13 protein-coding genes and 1 riboswitch are annotated in these 15,119 nt (G+C 61.9%); of the genes, 3 read left to right on the forward strand and 10 right to left on the reverse strand.

The features are described from left to right. Window positions 1–99 precede the first annotated feature (99 nt). The 6 genes from argG to HP556_RS29055 form a co-directional block, all read right to left on the reverse strand. Window positions 100–1,437 carry an argininosuccinate synthase gene (gene argG / locus HP556_RS29030; protein ID WP_175369465.1) on the reverse strand — a complete coding sequence of 446 codons (1,338 nt, stop codon included), beginning with the start codon at window positions 1,435–1,437 and terminating at the stop codon, window positions 100–102. Then, window positions 1,434–2,237: a phosphatase PAP2 family protein gene (locus HP556_RS29035; protein WP_175369466.1), complete on the reverse strand. Its 804-nt coding sequence runs from the start codon at window positions 2,235–2,237 to the stop codon at window positions 1,434–1,436. The genes argG and HP556_RS29035 overlap by 4 nt, the downstream gene beginning before the upstream one ends. 45 nt (window positions 2,238–2,282) lie before the next feature. Beyond that, entirely contained in the window at window positions 2,283–2,759 is a 477-nt protein-coding gene (locus HP556_RS29040; RefSeq protein WP_175369467.1) for a hypothetical protein, read from the reverse strand. A gap of 2 nt (window positions 2,760–2,761) precedes the next feature. Then, on the reverse strand, window positions 2,762–3,940 hold the full coding sequence (gene rlmN / locus HP556_RS29045) for a dual-specificity RNA methyltransferase RlmN (RefSeq protein WP_246297952.1): 1,179 nt from the start codon (window positions 3,938–3,940) through the stop codon (window positions 2,762–2,764). Window positions 3,941–4,143: 203 nt separating this feature from the next. Then, window positions 4,144–4,761, reverse strand: coding sequence for an invasion associated locus B family protein (locus tag HP556_RS29050; RefSeq protein WP_170849636.1), 618 nt, complete (start codon window positions 4,759–4,761; stop codon window positions 4,144–4,146). A 202-nt stretch (window positions 4,762–4,963) separates the two neighbouring features. Next, complete coding sequence (locus HP556_RS29055; protein ID WP_175369469.1) at window positions 4,964–5,803, reverse strand: SDR family oxidoreductase; 840 nt, start codon at window positions 5,801–5,803, stop codon at window positions 4,964–4,966. A gap of 119 nt (window positions 5,804–5,922) precedes the next feature. Here HP556_RS29055 and HP556_RS29060 point away from each other — a divergent pair, with 119 nt between their 5' ends. Further along, the gene (locus HP556_RS29060) at window positions 5,923–6,897 is read left to right on the forward strand and encodes an NADPH:quinone oxidoreductase family protein (RefSeq protein ID WP_175369470.1); all 975 of its coding nucleotides are present in this window, start codon (window positions 5,923–5,925) and stop codon (window positions 6,895–6,897) included. A gap of 21 nt (window positions 6,898–6,918) precedes the next feature. Here the strand turns inward: HP556_RS29060 and HP556_RS29065 are convergent, their stop codons facing one another. Next, entirely contained in the window at window positions 6,919–7,302 is a 384-nt protein-coding gene (locus HP556_RS29065; RefSeq protein ID WP_175369471.1) for a YkvA family protein, read from the reverse strand. Window positions 7,303–7,383: 81 nt separating this feature from the next. Then, window positions 7,384–7,707: a 4a-hydroxytetrahydrobiopterin dehydratase gene (locus HP556_RS29070; RefSeq protein ID WP_338117629.1), complete on the reverse strand. Its 324-nt coding sequence runs from the start codon at window positions 7,705–7,707 to the stop codon at window positions 7,384–7,386. A gap of 200 nt (window positions 7,708–7,907) precedes the next feature. Between HP556_RS29070 and HP556_RS29075 the strand changes: the two genes are divergently transcribed. After that, window positions 7,908–9,326 (forward strand): TAXI family TRAP transporter solute-binding subunit, encoded by a 1,419-nt coding sequence (locus HP556_RS29075; protein WP_089266522.1) that lies wholly within the window; start codon window positions 7,908–7,910, stop codon window positions 9,324–9,326. Between the two features lie 60 nt (window positions 9,327–9,386). Here HP556_RS29075 and HP556_RS29080 read toward each other — a convergent pair whose 3' ends face one another. Together HP556_RS29080 and HP556_RS29085 are read right to left on the reverse strand one after the other, a co-directional pair. After that, window positions 9,387–10,835, reverse strand: coding sequence for a PepSY domain-containing protein (locus tag HP556_RS29080; RefSeq protein WP_175369473.1), 1,449 nt, complete (start codon window positions 10,833–10,835; stop codon window positions 9,387–9,389). 2 nt (window positions 10,836–10,837) lie between these two features. Beyond that, window positions 10,838–13,051: a TonB-dependent receptor gene (locus HP556_RS29085; protein ID WP_338117630.1), complete on the reverse strand. Its 2,214-nt coding sequence runs from the start codon at window positions 13,049–13,051 to the stop codon at window positions 10,838–10,840. 175 nt (window positions 13,052–13,226) lie between these two features. Further along, a riboswitch (cobalamin riboswitch) is annotated at window positions 13,227–13,416 on the reverse strand. 145 nt (window positions 13,417–13,561) lie between these two features. Here HP556_RS29085 and HP556_RS29090 point away from each other — a divergent pair. Beyond that, entirely contained in the window at window positions 13,562–15,115 is a 1,554-nt protein-coding gene (locus tag HP556_RS29090) for an alkaline phosphatase D family protein (protein WP_175369475.1), read from the forward strand. Window positions 15,116–15,119 lie beyond the last annotated feature (4 nt).

A 15,119-nucleotide genomic window follows, 5' to 3' on the forward strand; every position in this document is an offset into this window, starting at 1 on the left:
AGCCTGTGTCAGGCGATGTCCTTCCAATATAACGGCCGGATGACGTGACGACGACATCCGGCCGTTTGATCTTATAGTTCGAGCGTCTCCGCCGCGCCCTCAGCTCTTGTCGTTGTCGAGCTTCGGAATGTTCGAGCCTTCGCCGGTGCTCAACAGACCCGTCTTCGAATACAGATCCAGCTTGGCGCGGGTATCGGTGATGTCGAGGTTGCGCATGGTGAGCTGGCCGATGCGGTCTGCCGGCGTGAACGGGGCATCCTCGACCTTCTCCATGCTCAGCCGCTCCGGCGCGTAGGTCAGGTTGGGGCTCTCGGTGTTCAGGATCGAGTAGTCATTGCCGCGGCGCAGTTCGAGCGTCACTTCGCCGGTGATCGCACGCGCGACCCAGCGCTGCGCCGTCTCGCGCAGCATCAAGGCCTGCGAGTCGAACCAGCGGCCCTGATAGAGCAGCCGGCCGAGCTTCATGCCGCTCATGCGATATTGCTCGATGGTGTCTTCGTTGTGGATGCCGGTGACGAGGCGCTCATAGGCGATGTGCAGCAGCGCCATGCCTGGCGCCTCATAGATGCCGCGGCTCTTGGCCTCGATGATCCGGTTCTCGATCTGGTCACTCATGCCGAGGCCATGGCGGCCGCCGATGACATTGGCCTCGAGGAACAGCGCGACAGGATCGGTGAAGCTCTGGCCGTTCAGCGCAACGGGCTGGCCATCCACAAACCGCACCACGACCTTCTCGGCCTTGACGGCGCAGTCGTCGCGCCAGAACGGCACGCCCATGATCGGGTTGACGATCTTGATGCCGCTGTCGAGCTGTTCGAGATCCTTGGCTTCGTGGGTTGCGCCGAGCAGGTTGCTGTCTGTCGAATAGGCCTTTTCGGCTGACATCTTGTAGGCGAAGCCGTGGGCGGTCATGAAGGCGGACATTTCGGCGCGGCCGCCCAGTTCGTCGATGAATTGATCGTCGAGCCAGGGCTTGTAGATCTTCAGGTCCGGATTAGTCAGCAGTCCGTAGCGGTAGAACCGCTCGATATCGTTGCCCTTATAGGTCGAGCCGTCGCCCCAGATATTGACGCCGTCTTCCTTCATGGCCGAGACCAGCATCGTGCCGGTGACGGCGCGCCCGAGCGGCGTGGTGTTGAAATAGGCGATGCCGCCGGTCGAGACATGGAAGGCACCGGCTTGAATCGCGGCGATGCCTTCATGGACCAGCTGGGCGCGGCAATCGACGAGGCGCGCCTTCTCGGCGCCGAACTCCATCGCCTTGCGCGGAATCTCGTCGTAGTCGGCTTCGTCAGGCTGGCCGAGATTGGCGGTATAGGCGAAGACCTTGGCGCCCTTCTGCTTCATCCATAGCAGTGCCGCTGACGTGTCGAGGCCGCCGGAGAAGGCGATGCCAACATTTTTGCCCTTGGGCAGGCTCTTCAGGATCGTAGTCATCGAACGTCCAATCGGGCAATTTCGGTTGAATTGGGTGCGGGACCGACCTCGCGACCGCGCAATTTCTGCCGCCAGCGATAGCCCGGCCAGGCAAAGCGCGTCAACGCAGCGTCAATCTCCTCATCCGTCTTCCGGGTCGAGGGCCAGCGGTAAATCCATCCGTGAATCAACCAGATAACCAGGAACGACACGAGGCCGGCGATGGTCACGTCGGTAAAGAAATGGCCGCCGAAAGCCATCCGCCAGCCCGAGGTGGCGATTCCGAACACCGTCGCTGCCACATAGGCGTAGGGCCGCACCGAGGGCGGCGCGAGCGCGGCCGGAGCATAGGTCCAGAACGCCGTGGCGCCCTCACCCGAGAAGAACGAGCAGTTGCGGCCGCATTGGCCGGTCGGATCCCACCAGGCCTTGTATTGCCAGGGGCCATTGAATTCGGAGACCATCACCGGCCGCGGGCGGCCCCAGAAGGTCTTGAAGGTCAGATTGGTCAGGACCCCGGCCGACATCAGCATGGTGAGGATCAGGAAGGCCATGGTGCGGCCCTTCACCAGCAGCGGCCGGTTGGGCCAGATCAGCTTCACGATCAGCGCGAGGATCGAGGGCGCGACAAAGGCCCATGCGATCCACATCGCCGCATCGCGGGCGAATTGCGCATAGGGCAGCGACGTCGTGGGGAAGCGTCTGGTCTCGGGATCGTAGAACAGTGCCGCGAGCTTGAGGTCGAGGTCGGGCCAGACTCCGAAGATAATGGCAATGGCGGCAAACAGCCCAAGCGCGATGAGGAGTCCGGTCCGGTTCATGGCGGGCGGTTTAACCGAGGCAGGAGTTGAAGGAAAGGCAGTGCACTAGGGGCCGGCCGCGACATCGGGCTGCGGTGGTGCGCGCCGTGGCTGCCGCCAGGCGCCGGCATTGCGGCCCGCGATCACCCAGTAGATCAGTCCGGCAACGATACCCGCGCCGGTCATGACTTCGAGATGCCGACGTACAATGCCGTCGAAACTCATCGTGGCAGGGTCATAGGGGATCAGGCCGAGATAACAGGCGAGCCCGACCGCCGCGCCGCCGAGCGCATAGACGATGACGCTGCGAATGTAGAAAGCCTCGGTAATGAGGACCACAAGTATCGCCGGGATCAGCGCAAAGCCGCTGATGAAGACGAAGCCGAAGCCCAGCAGAATATTGATCGTGTTGGGATCGATGACGCCGGTATCGAGCGCGCTGAGTTCCGGAAACAGGATCGAGAACACCACGATCGCGCCGCCGACGAGACAGGCGGCGCAGAAGCCGAGAAAGATGACGAACAGGCGGCCGATCAGCGCCATTGTCAGTCCGTCATCGCCATCGCGCGCAAAGCCTGACGCTCACGCGCCGACAGTTTCTCGGTCTCCGACTTCAACTGGCCGCAGGCCGCGAGGATGTCGCGACCGCGCGGCGTGCGCACCGGTGAAGAATAGCCGGCATTGAAGATATATTCGGAGAACTTCTCGATCTGGTCCCAGTCGGAACATTCGTAGCGCGTGCCGGGCCACGGATTGAACGGGATCAGATTGATCTTGGCGTGGATGCCCTTGAGCATCTTCACAAGCAGCTTGGCGTCCTCGAGCGAGTCGTTGACGCCTTTCAGCATCACATATTCGAAAGTGATGCGCCGTGCATTGGACGCACCCGGATAGTCGCGGCAGGCCTGCATCAGTTCTTCGAGCGGATATTTCTTGTTCAGCGGCACCAGCTCGTTGCGGAGTTCATCGCGCACCGCATGCAGCGAGATCGCCAGCATGACGCCGATCTCGTCGCCGGTGCGCTTGATGTTCGGCACCACGCCGGAGGTCGACAAAGTGATACGCCGTCGCGAAATGCCGATGCCTTCATTGTCCGACACGATCAGCAGCGCGTCGCGCACCGCATCGAAATTGTAGAGCGGCTCGCCCATGCCCATCATCACGATATTGGTGACGCGGCGGTTGCCGTCTGGCGTTCCCCTGTCGGCCCAGTCGTTGAGGCGGTCGCGGGCAACCATGATCTGGCCGACGATTTCGCCGGCCGTCAGGTTGCGCACCAGCCGCTGGGTACCGGTGTGGCAGAACGAGCAGTTCAGGGTGCAGCCGACCTGCGACGAGACGCAGAGCGTGCCGCGGTCGGTTTCGGGGATATAGACGCACTCGACCTCGTGGGCCTTCTCGCCGGCGGTACCTGAAGGCAGCCGCAGCAGCCATTTCCGGGTGCCGTCATTGGAGATCTGCTCGACCACGACCTCGGGCCGTGCCACCGTGAAATGCTTCTCGAGGTCTTCGCGCATGCCTTTGGAAATACTGGACATTTCGGCGAAGGTCTGGACGCCCCGGACATACATCCAGTGCCAGATCTGTTGCGTCCGCATCTTGCGCTGGGCCGGCGCCACGCCGATGGAACCGAGCTTTTCCGCGATTTCCGTGCGCGACAGGCCGATCAGGGACGGCTTGGCCAGCGGCACATAGGTCTCGGTGGCGATCTTCTCCAGCGGCATCTCGCCCGCGGGCAATGCGCGGGAAGCGTCGATGGCGGAGCCGGCCTCGGCTGAAACGGGGGTCATGGCGTTCGATCTATGATGTCGCGGGAAATCAGGCCTTAAACAGGCCGACCTCAAATAAGCTTTTCGCGCCCGAATGAAAAGGCGCGAAATGCGGCAATATTAACGGCGACAAGGATTTAGCCGGTGTTTGGCGGCAATTACCGCCGGCAATCCTGCGCCAGCCGGTCCAGCGCCTGGGCCAGGCCCTTCAGCGAAAACGTGTCGGTGGTCTCGGTGCCCTTGGCGGAGACGCCCTTCACGGTCACGTCGGCCGCCTTGCGCAGGGCTTCCACCATGCGCTCTTCTTCGGCGGCATTCTTGATCCAGAGCCCGTCGCCCTGCGTATACATCGCATAGCGCGCGCCGCCGACTTCCAGCGTGGACTCGGAGCCCGGCTTCAACTGATAGCCGATCATGATCGAGACTTCGTTGGTCACCTTCTCGGCCGGGCGGGTCGAGACGAAGGCGTAAGCGGGATCGCGCGGGCGGTTCGCCGGATTGGTCTTTGACGACGCCGGCTTGGCCAGAGCAAAGCAGACTTTCTTGCCGTTCGGTGTCGCGGTGTAGGCGCCCCACGAGCCGAACTGTCCGACCAGCGTGGGCTCGGCGCCACCCGCTGCAGCAGGCGCCGCGGCTGCTGGCTTTGCCGGTGTGGGCGCTGCCTTCGGTGCGGCGGCCTTGCCCTTCGATGCAGCGCTCTGCGCCTGCGCAAGATCGGAGATACCGACCATCGCTACACTCATCGACACAACTGTCAGGAATCGCCGCACGGACATCAAGTCTCGATCCTCTATCATTGTGACTGGAAGATGGCTCGCAACAAGACGGCTTCACCAAGACGATATGGAGCCGCTGACGTCACGATGTCTGCCATATCCGCAAATCGCTTTCTTGAAAAGGCAGACGTGACCTCCGCAAGGATAGCAGTCCTTGCCTTGCTGCGCGCTGACGGCGCAGGAGTCATCCTCAGTTTTCTGCTCAGTTTTTTGCACGCGCCGCACGCTGCGCTGCCCACTGCGCATCGCTCCACTGCAGCAGATCCTCTGCGCCAGATGCGCGCAGGTGTGCGCCCCCATCCTGCACCACCATCTCGCCATTGATGTAGCCGGCCTGATCGGAAATCAGGAAGCTTGCGAGATTGGCGAGTTCGCTGTGTTCGCCGACTCGGCCGAGCGGGTTCTGCGCCGCAGGGCCGCTGTCGCGTGCCTCAGGTCGCAGCTGCCCGGTCGCGCCAGCGGTGGGGAACGGGCCGGGCGCGATCGCAACGGTGCGGATTCCCTTGGGCCCCCATTCCACCGCGAGCGACTTCGTCATTGCAAGGAGTCCAGATTTGGCCATCGCCGATGGCACGGTGAAGGCGCGGCCGGTGATGGTGGACGTCGAGAGGATGCTCAGCACCACGCCCTTGTGATGTCCTGCGATCCAGCGCCGTCCGGCTTCAAGGGTGCAATACATGGCACCGTGCAGCGTCGGCGCGAGGATCGCGTCGGCGGCGCGGGCGGAGAGATGCTCGCTCTGCGCGATGAAGGTCGCCGCGGCATTGTTGACGAGGATGTCGAGTGGCCCGTCGCGCCAGATTGTCTCCATCATCGCCTCGACCGCCGCTGCGTCACGAATGTCGCAGGTGAAGGTGCTGACCTTGGCGCTGAAGTCGGTACGCAGTTGTGCTGCAGTTTGTTCGAGCTGTTCAAGTCGGCGACCGCAGATGATGAGCTCGGCACCCAGCTCCGCAAAGCGGCGACTCATGGACGCACCGAGGCCGGAACCGCCGCCGGTGACCAGAATACGCTTGTTGGCGAGCAGCGTTGTTTCGAACATGGGACGGTTCCTCGGTTGGCCGCGTGGCGGAATTACCTTTTCTCGAATCAGATTGTAGCGCGCCGTCAAATCCGGCATGACTCCCTTCAACTGTCTCAAGCCGAAGGTCAGATGATCAGATGAAAGCCATTCTCTGCTCGCAATTTTGCGAACCCGATGATCTCGTTCTCGCCGATATCGATGATCCCGTTGCCGGTGACGGTCAGGTCGTTATCGCCATCAAGGCGGCGGCGCTGAATTTCTTCGACATCCTGATGATCCAGGGCAAATACCAGATCAAGCCGCCGTTCCCGTTCTCGCCGGCTGCGGAAGTCGCTGGTGTGATCGAGAGCATCGGCAGCGGCGTGACCGGCCTCAAGGTTGGTGACCGTGTGGTCGCATCTGTGGGCCACAATGGCGCCCGTGAAAAGATCGCGGTGCCTGCGGCATCCGCCGTGAAGATTCCCGACAATCTCGATTTCGATCGCGCTGCCGGCGTGATCATCACTTACGGCACGGCGCTGCATGCGCTGGAAGACCGCGCCAGCCCGAAGCCCGGCGAGACGCTGGCCGTGCTCGGCGCTGCGGGCGGCACTGGGCTCGCGGCCTGCGAACTCGGCAAGCTGCTCGGCCTCAAGGTCATCGCCTGCGCGTCGTCGGACGAGAAGCTGGAATTCGCCAAGAAGCACGGCGCGGATATCGGCCTGAACTACGCGACCGAAGATCTGAAGGAAGGCCTGAAGAAGTTGACCGATGGCCGTGGCGTCGACATCATCTTCGATCCGGTGGGCGGCAAATATGCCGAAGCCTCTCTGCGCGCTATCGCTTGGGAAGGCCGCTTCCTGGTGATCGGCTTCGCTGCCGGCGACATTCCGAAAATGCCGCTCAATCTCGCGCTGCTGAAAGGCTGCGACATCCGCGGCGTGTTCTGGGGTGCATGGGTACGGCAGAATCCGGAGAAGAACCGCGCCAATCTGGAAAAGCTGGTGCAGTGGGCGGCCGAAGGGAAGATCTCATCCCATGTCGACAGGACTTTCCCGTTAGCCAAGACAGCCGATGCGTTGAAGGTACTGGCAGGCCGTCAGGCCATGGGCAAAGTGATCCTTCATCCATAAACTGAATGAGGCGGACGCGGATTACGCGTCCGTTTCACCCTTCGCCAACCCACGTGCGATGGCCGCTCTGGCAGCCGCGCGATGGTCCGCGTTGATGTGGCTCGCCACCATGCGCAAGGCGGTGGCCAGCACCGCGGCATCATCAGTGAATCCCAGAACGGGCAGCATGTCCGGCACGAAATCGAATGGCAGCACGAAATACGCGATGGCGCCGAGCAGCGCCGCCTGGACATGGCGCGGTGTCTGCCGGTCGAAGGCGCAGTAGTAAGCCGCCAGCAAGTCTTCGGCGAAAGGCAGCTTGACCGCCAGTCGCTTGAGCTTGTGCCAGAACTGCTTGCGTACGCTTTCGCGGTCTTTGGCCAGTTCATCGGCTGGCTCGAAGCCCACGCTGTGGTCGGTTGCCATCGGCAATGTCCTCACCGCTGCAGTTTGCAGCCTTTCCGGTAAATGGTGATCCGGCTCCGGCGTCGCAACATTCAGCAACGCTCAGGAGTGGCCGAGTTGCCCGGCGATGGTATTCATGGCCCTGGCCAGATCGACGTCGCGCTTGGTGACGCCATCGGCGTCGTGGGTGGACAGTACTACCTCCACTGTCTTGTAAACATTGCGCCATTCCGGATGGTGGTCGCTCTTCTCGGCGACCAGAGCGACCCGCGCCATGAAACCGAAGGCCTCGTTGAAATCCTTGAACGTAAAGGTCCGGGCGATGGCATCGCGCCCGGAAACCTCGCTCCAGCCCGAGATCTCCTTGAGCGCCGCCTTGCGGGCCTCGGCCGAGAGTCGTTCCACCATGCCAACCTCCTGCTTCACTTGAACTTTACTCTAACGCCCGGTGACACAGTTGGGATCCATGCCACAATAAGGCAGCAAATGCCGCGCATGCAGGAAAGTAACCAATCGCGCCGGTAACCATGCTGCCGGTGGAACGGCGCGTCGACCCGAAACTTTGCTACATTGTCGCTCGAACCCATTTGGCGCAGATGAATTTGAAGCGATTGTTTTCCAGATCCATGGCAGACGGTCCCGATGTTATCGGGCCGATAGGGCCGCCGTCACCGCGGTCGATCCGGCGCAAGATGACGCTGATTACGCTGGCCGGGACTCTGGCGATCGTTGCTGCCGTGGCTGGCGCTTACTACTTCGCCATGAAGCCGGTACCGCTGCGGATCGCCGTCGGTCCGCCGAACAGCGACGACGTCAAGGTGGTGCAGGCGCTGGTGCAATCGTTCTCGCGCGATCACTATACAGTCCGGCTGCGACCGATCCTCACCGAAGGTGCCACTGCCAGCGCCAAGGCGCTTGCTGATGGCAAGGCCGATCTCGCGATCATCCGCGGCGATCTGGAAGTGCCGAAGAATGCGCGCGCGGTCGCCACGCTGCGCAAGAACGTCGCTGTGATCTGGGTGCCGCCGGCCGCCAAGGGCAAGAAGTCCGGGCCGAAGATCACCAAATTCTCGCAGCTCGCCGGCCGCCGCGTCGGTGTGATCGGCAAGACGCAGGCCAACGTCAACCTGCTGAACATCATCCTGCGGCAATACGGCGTCGATCCTGCCAAGGTCACCATCGTGCAGTTCTCGACCACCGAGGTGGCCGAGGCGGTGAAGGACCAGAAGGTCGATGCGTTCATTGCGGCCGGTCCCGTGAACAGCAAGATCACCAATGATGCGATCCAGGCCTCGAGCCGCGATGGCACGCCGACTTTCCTCGCGATCGATTCGGCTGAAGCCATCGCGCAGAATTTCCCGATGTATGAATCATCGGAAATTCCTGCAGGCGCATTCGGCGGCGCGCCGGCGCGGCCGGACGATGACGTCAAGACCATCAGCTTCTCGCATCACATCGTGGCTCGGCAGAGCCTGTCCGATGTAACCATTGCTGCCTTCACGCGGCAGCTGTTTGCGATCCGTCAGCAGATCATCAACGACTTCCCGCTGGCGGCGAAGATCGAGACGCCGGATACCGACAAGGATGCGGTGATCCCCGTGCATCCCGGCGCGGCCGCCTATGTCGATGGCGAAGAGAAAACCTTCCTCGATCGCTACAGCGATTACATCTGGTGGAGCCTGATGGGGCTCTCGGCGATGGGCTCGATCGGCGCCTGGTTCGCGAGCTATCTGAAGAAGGATGAGCGCAACGTGAATGTGTCGGAGCGCGACCGTCTGCTCGACATGATTGCCGCCGCGCGCAAGAGCGAGTCCCTCGAAGAGCTCGATACGATGCAGGCGGAGGCCGACGATATTCTGCGTCATACGCTGAATTGCTACGAGCACGGCGCCATCGAGGAAGGCACGCTGACAGCCTTCAACATTGCGCTTGAGCAATTCCACAACGCCGTCGCCGACCGCAAGGCGCTGATCGGCATGATCCCGCCGGAGCCGATGAATCCGCCGGAGCAATTGCGCCAGCCGCCGCGGCCGCTCGCGGTCTAGAGTCTTTCGTTTTGACGCGTTTTCTTCACGCGAACCGGGACCACTTCGCTCGAAAACGCTTTAGCGCTTGAGATAGCGCCAGCCGATCACGACGCCGCTCACCGAGACGATGGTGCCGAGAATCGACAGCAGCCACACCACGATGTCCCAGGCCGGGCGATACATCAGCAGCAACTGAAAGTCGAAACTGTGCAGCGCGTTGAACAGCCAGCGATAGGTGCGCCGGCTTGAGTCGACGCGGCCGAGGATGTCGCCGGTGACCGGGCTGATGTGAAACCAGGTTTGCGCGTCGTCATCGAATTTGGCGCGTAACACCGGCAATTCGCGGTCATTGTGGTGTGCGTACCAATAAGCGTCGTATTTTCCGAGGGTTATCTGGCGTTCGAGGCGCGAATCCGGAAGCAGTTTTGTTGCGGCGTTCCAGAGGCGGTCTTGCGGCAGTCTTGCGATTTCGCCGCTTGTCGGATTGATCGCTATTTTCGTGCCGTCGCGCTTCGCGACGATCATCAGCGGCATGCCGTCGATCCATACGAAGCGCGCTTCGACCGCGGCCTTGTCCGCCGGTGCGCGAATGGTTACAGCGATGGTCGGCGCATCGTGGCCGGCATAGCGCTGCAATACCTCACGTGGCGTATTGCGGTCGGCAAAAACACGGCCGGGATCGAGCGACAGCCAGCCCGAGAACATCCAGGTCAGCACGAAAAGGCCGGCGATCAGTCCAGTGACGTGATGCCACGCCATCCAGCCGCGATAGGGCGTGATGTTGCCGCTCGCATAGCGTCGCTTAAGGCGAACGCGCAGAATACCGATCCAGATTCCGGTAACGCCAACGACCAAACAGATGCCGGAGATCCACAGCACCACGAGCCGCCACAGCGGACCGTCCTTGCGCAGCAAGGTCGGATAGATCCAGTGCGGGATCGAGCCGAGCCAGTTCCAGACGCGTTCGGTGCGGTTGGTATCGAGCGCGATCTCGCCGGAGCGCGAGGAGACGTAAAGCTTGGTGCCGGCATCGTCGCCGAGGGTGATCAGATACAATGGTCGCAGTGGATCGTAGCGTGCGGTGACACTCCATTGATCGCGATCGACGATCTCGTCGAGCTGAGGCGACTTGCTGGCGGGATGATGCCCGGCAACGGCAAGTGCCTGCTGTTCGTTGACCTCAGTGATGGTACGGCCATCGACGGCGGAGATCGCCTGTCGTTTGCCGTCCCAGCCGGTCAACCGATACACCGGCTCGTCGGCAACCATGTTCAATCGCAATTCGCGCGGATAGCGCGTGGCACCGGCAGCCTTCATCGCCTCGTCGGGAGAGAGCGCCACTTTCTCCCAGACGATATCGGGCAATGCCGCCAGCCGCTCCTTGTCGGAGAGGCCCGGAAACGCGACATACATCATCACCACGCCGGAGATGAACCACATCGCGAAGAAGAGACAGGTGACGATGCCGACCCAGCGGTGGCCGATATACAGCCACCGCCTGAGTGTGCGTGTCAGCTTGCGCGACAAGCTCAGAACTTCACATTGACGGCGAGCTGAGCCGTGCGCGGCATACCGAGCATCCACTGATTGTCGCTGTAGCTCGACGTCGCATAGATCTTGTCGAACAGGTTGTAGATGCGCAGTGACACTGTGGTGTTGACGTCCGGCTTCCACTGCAGGCCCGCATTGACCAGTGTGTAGCTCGGCATCTCCAGCGTGTTTGCATTGTCTGCATACGTTTTGCCGACGATCTGGAAGCCGGCATTGGCCGACCAGTTCGCCGCAAAGGCCCAGGTTGCCCAGACGTTGGTGACGTTCTGCGGCACGTTGAACGGCACATTGCCGGCGTAGTTCACAGCGATGCCACCCACGTTCTGGATGAAATCGTCATATTTCGCGCGCACGAACGCGGTGTTGGCGTCGACGCGCCAGCCATAATCGAGCGAGACGCCGATCGAGGCTTCGATGCCACGCGAAGACTGCTGGCCCACCTGCACGACCCGTGTCAGTGTTGGGTCGGTTCGGTCCGGCGTCAGCAGGTTGTTCTTGACGATCTGATAGCCCGCCAGCGTCCACTCGCCACGGCCGCCCCAGAACGACTGCTTGACGCCGATCTCCACCTGTTTGCCGGTGGCCAGATCGAATTTGGCGTTGGCATTGCTCGCCGTGATTAGGCCGCCCACAGGATCGGCTGCGACCGAATACTGGCCGTAAAAGGCCAGATCCTTGATCGGTGTGTAGACCACACCGGCGCGCCAACTGGTCGAAGAATAGTCCCGGCTGTAGCTGTTGGCGGCATTGCGAACGTCGGTCCGCTCGACGGTCGGTTGATCCTGGCGAACGCCGGCGATTAAGGACAGTTGCTCGGTGACCGACAACCGGTTCTCGGCGAACACCGCGTACTGGTTGGTCACGCTGGAGAAGTCCGACGTAAGCGGATCGGGACTGAAGTACAGGCCAGGATTGAAATTGATGGCGTCGACCGACGACGATCCACCATAGGGCGAGTTGGTCGAGCGCTTGAAGTCGATGCGGTTGACGTCGAAGCCGGCGACGAATTCGTTGGCCATCCCGAGTACATGGCCCTTGAACGTTGCGTCGAAGCGGTCGCCGATCTGTTGCTGGTCGTGGAAGATTTCCAGATAGGTGCTGCGGTCGATCAGGCCGGTGGCCGGATTGAACGCATAATTTTCGAGCTCTTTCCAGTGCCGCTTGCTGTACAGATAGTACAACGTGTTACGGATCGAGATGCCGTCGGCCACTTGCCACTCGGTCTTCACCTGATTCCAGCTATCCTGCCAGCGGATGGTGCTGTCGCCTACATTGTAGTTCTTGAAGCGCAGCGCCGGATCGAACTGGCCGTTGATCAACGGCGTGCCGAAATAGCGCATCGGCTGGCGATCGCCGTAGTCGGTCGAGATCGTCCAGACCACGTCTTCGGTCTGCTTGACCTGCACGGCAGCATGCAGCGCTATGTTCGAGCTGTTGCCGCGGTCGACCCAGCCGTCCGACATGTTGCCGGTGGCGGTGATGCGATAGGCGACGTCCTTGTTGATCGGGCCGCCGCTGTCCACGGCGATGCGGCGTTCCATGTTGCTGTCGAGCGATATCTCGGCCTGATTGCGCGGAATCCATGATGGCATCTTCGAGATGATGTTGATCGCGCCGCCGACCGCGCCTTCGCCGAACATCACGGAGGCCGGACCGCGCAGCACCTCGATACGCTCGGTGGACCAGGTGTCGAACGGAAAGTTCACGGTGCCCGCGCCGACATAGAGCCGCGTGCCATCGAGCAGTATCTTCACCGAATCCGTGCCGGAGAAGCCGCGGGTGCTGTAGGCGACGCCGCCATTGCCGGGATCTCCGATGGCGGTGATGCCGGTGGCGTTCTGCGTCACCGCGTCGAGCACGTTCTGCTGGCCGCGCTCGGCCATGGTTTCTGCCGAGATGACCTCGACGCTGGCCGGCGTCTGCAGGCGCGTGAGGCCGAGACGGCTGCCGGTCGATGTCATGCCGGTGAGGTTGAGCGTCGGCGCTGCGAAGACGGGGCCTGTCGGCGTGGCGACCGGCGCGCCGGTATTGGCGGCGACATTGCGCTGCTGCCGCGAGCGCGCAGCGCGCGATGCATTGCCGTTCGTGGCGCGGCGTGCGCGCTGAGGCGTCGCTGACGGCTGAACGACGACTGGATCGAGCGTCTGGCTCGACTGTGAGGTTTGCGACCAGCTTTCGCTCGGACACAACAAGCAGGAGAGAGCAACAGAATAAAGAAAGGGAGTATGTCGCTTCAATGCGACGGGAGAAAGGGAGGTCATGAACAGGACTCGCGGTTACGTGGCACGTCACCGCAAACCAAGTCTCGCTGCCGCTTTCAAACAGGCAGTGTGACTTCCACCAGGACACCCCGCCCAATGTGCTCGCGTGTGACCACGACTGGCGGCAGGTCTCCTGGCTCGCGGGTCACTGCCTGTCGCCGCCTTCCCAGGTGAACACCCAGTGGCTCTTGGCGCAGGCTCGCCGCTTACAGTTGCGGGGGCAGCCGCGGAATCGGGGGATCCCCCTCACCGCATTCCCTTTTGATCCCCGAAGGGAACCGTCGCGTTCACGTTAAGGTGAAATTTCCAAATGTGTCAATCAAGCTGCCAATCATTCGCAGCTTGCTTTGGCGGGTGTTGATATTGCGCATCACTTGTCATCGCAGCGTCAAGCGATCTGCCTAGAGCCACTGGTGCCAGAGCCAGGATCAGGAGTTCGCCATGGCACTACGTTTATCCCGTCGTCGCTTCCTCGCGCACTCAGCCGCAGCAGGCGCAAGCTTCCTGGCGATGCCTTACCTCAGCCGTGCGGCGGATCGTCCGGTCGTGTCGCATGGCGTGCAGTCCGGCGATGTCGGGACGAGCAGCGGCATGATCTGGTCGCGTGCGGATAGACCGGCGCAGATGATGGTGGAGGTCGCCACTACCGAATCCTTCAGCAATGCGCGCATGTTGCCGGCTATCACGGCGCTGCCCGAGAGCGATTTCACGGCGAAGCTGCTGCTCGATAATCTGCCCGCGGGGCAGGACATCTTCTACCGCGTCAAATTCCGCGATCTCTCGCATATCGAGATTGTCGGCGAGCCCGTCATTGGTCGCTTCCGCACCGCGCCGGCGGATCGCCGCGATGTGTCCTTTGTCTGGGGCGGCGATGTCGCCGGCCAGGGCTGGGGTATCAATGCTGACGATGGCGGCATGGTCACCTTCGCCACCATGCGAAAGCACAACCCGGATTTCCTGATCCATTCCGGCGATACGATCTACGCCGATGGTCCGATCCTGCCTGAAACGAAACTGCCTGACGGCGCGATCTGGAAGAACACCATCACGGTGCCGGAGAAGGCGAAGGTCGCCGAAACGCTCGATGAATTCCGCGCCGCGCACAAATACAATCTACTGGACGACAATGTCCGCGCATTCAATGCGCAGGTCCCGATCTTCGGCCAGTGGGACGATCACGAGGTCACCAACAACTGGTCGCTCTCGAAGCAGTTGCCGTCGTCTTACAAGGAGCGCGACATCACGCTACTGGCTGCGCGCGGCGCGCGTGCCTTTCACGAGATGTATCCGATCTCGGTCAATCCGAAGGAGCCTGGCCGCGTCTATCGCACGCTCAATTACGGCCCGCATCTCGATGTCTTCATGCTGGACGAGCGCAGCTATCGCGGGCCCAACGGCCCGAATCTGCAGGAGAGCTATGGTCCGGATGCGTATTTCATCGGCCCGGAGCAGATGGCCTGGCTGAAGCGCGCCCTGATGGCGTCGAAGGCGACCTGGAAGGTCATCGCCTCCGACATGCCGATCGGCCTCGTCGTCTATGACAACGCTGCCGACAAAACCGGGTCTGAGGCCATTGCGCAGGGCGACGGGCCAGTGCGGGGCCGCGAGCTGGAAATTGCCGATATCCTGCGCTTCATCAAATCGGCCGGTATCCGCAACACGGTCTGGCTGACCGCCGACGTGCACTACACGGCGGCGCATTACTACAATCCGGAAAAGGCGCAGTTTCAGGATTTCGAGCCGTTCTGGGAGTTCGTTTCGGGCCCGTTTCACGCCGGAACTTTCGGGCCGGCGGCGCTCGACAATACCTTCGGTCCCGAGGTCCGTTTCGTGAAGGCGCCGGGGCCCGATAAGCAGAATTTGCCCCCGTCGGCCGGCATGCAGTTCTTCGGTCACGTCAAAATCGACGGCCAAAGCGGCCAAATGACCGTTACCTTGCGGGATCGGGCCGATATGGCCCTTTGGGCCACGGTTCTGGACCCGAAATTGGGCTAACCAT

The sequence above is a fragment of the Tardiphaga robiniae genome, assembly GCF_013359755.1.
Lineage (GTDB): Bacteria > Pseudomonadota > Alphaproteobacteria > Rhizobiales > Xanthobacteraceae > Tardiphaga > Tardiphaga robiniae.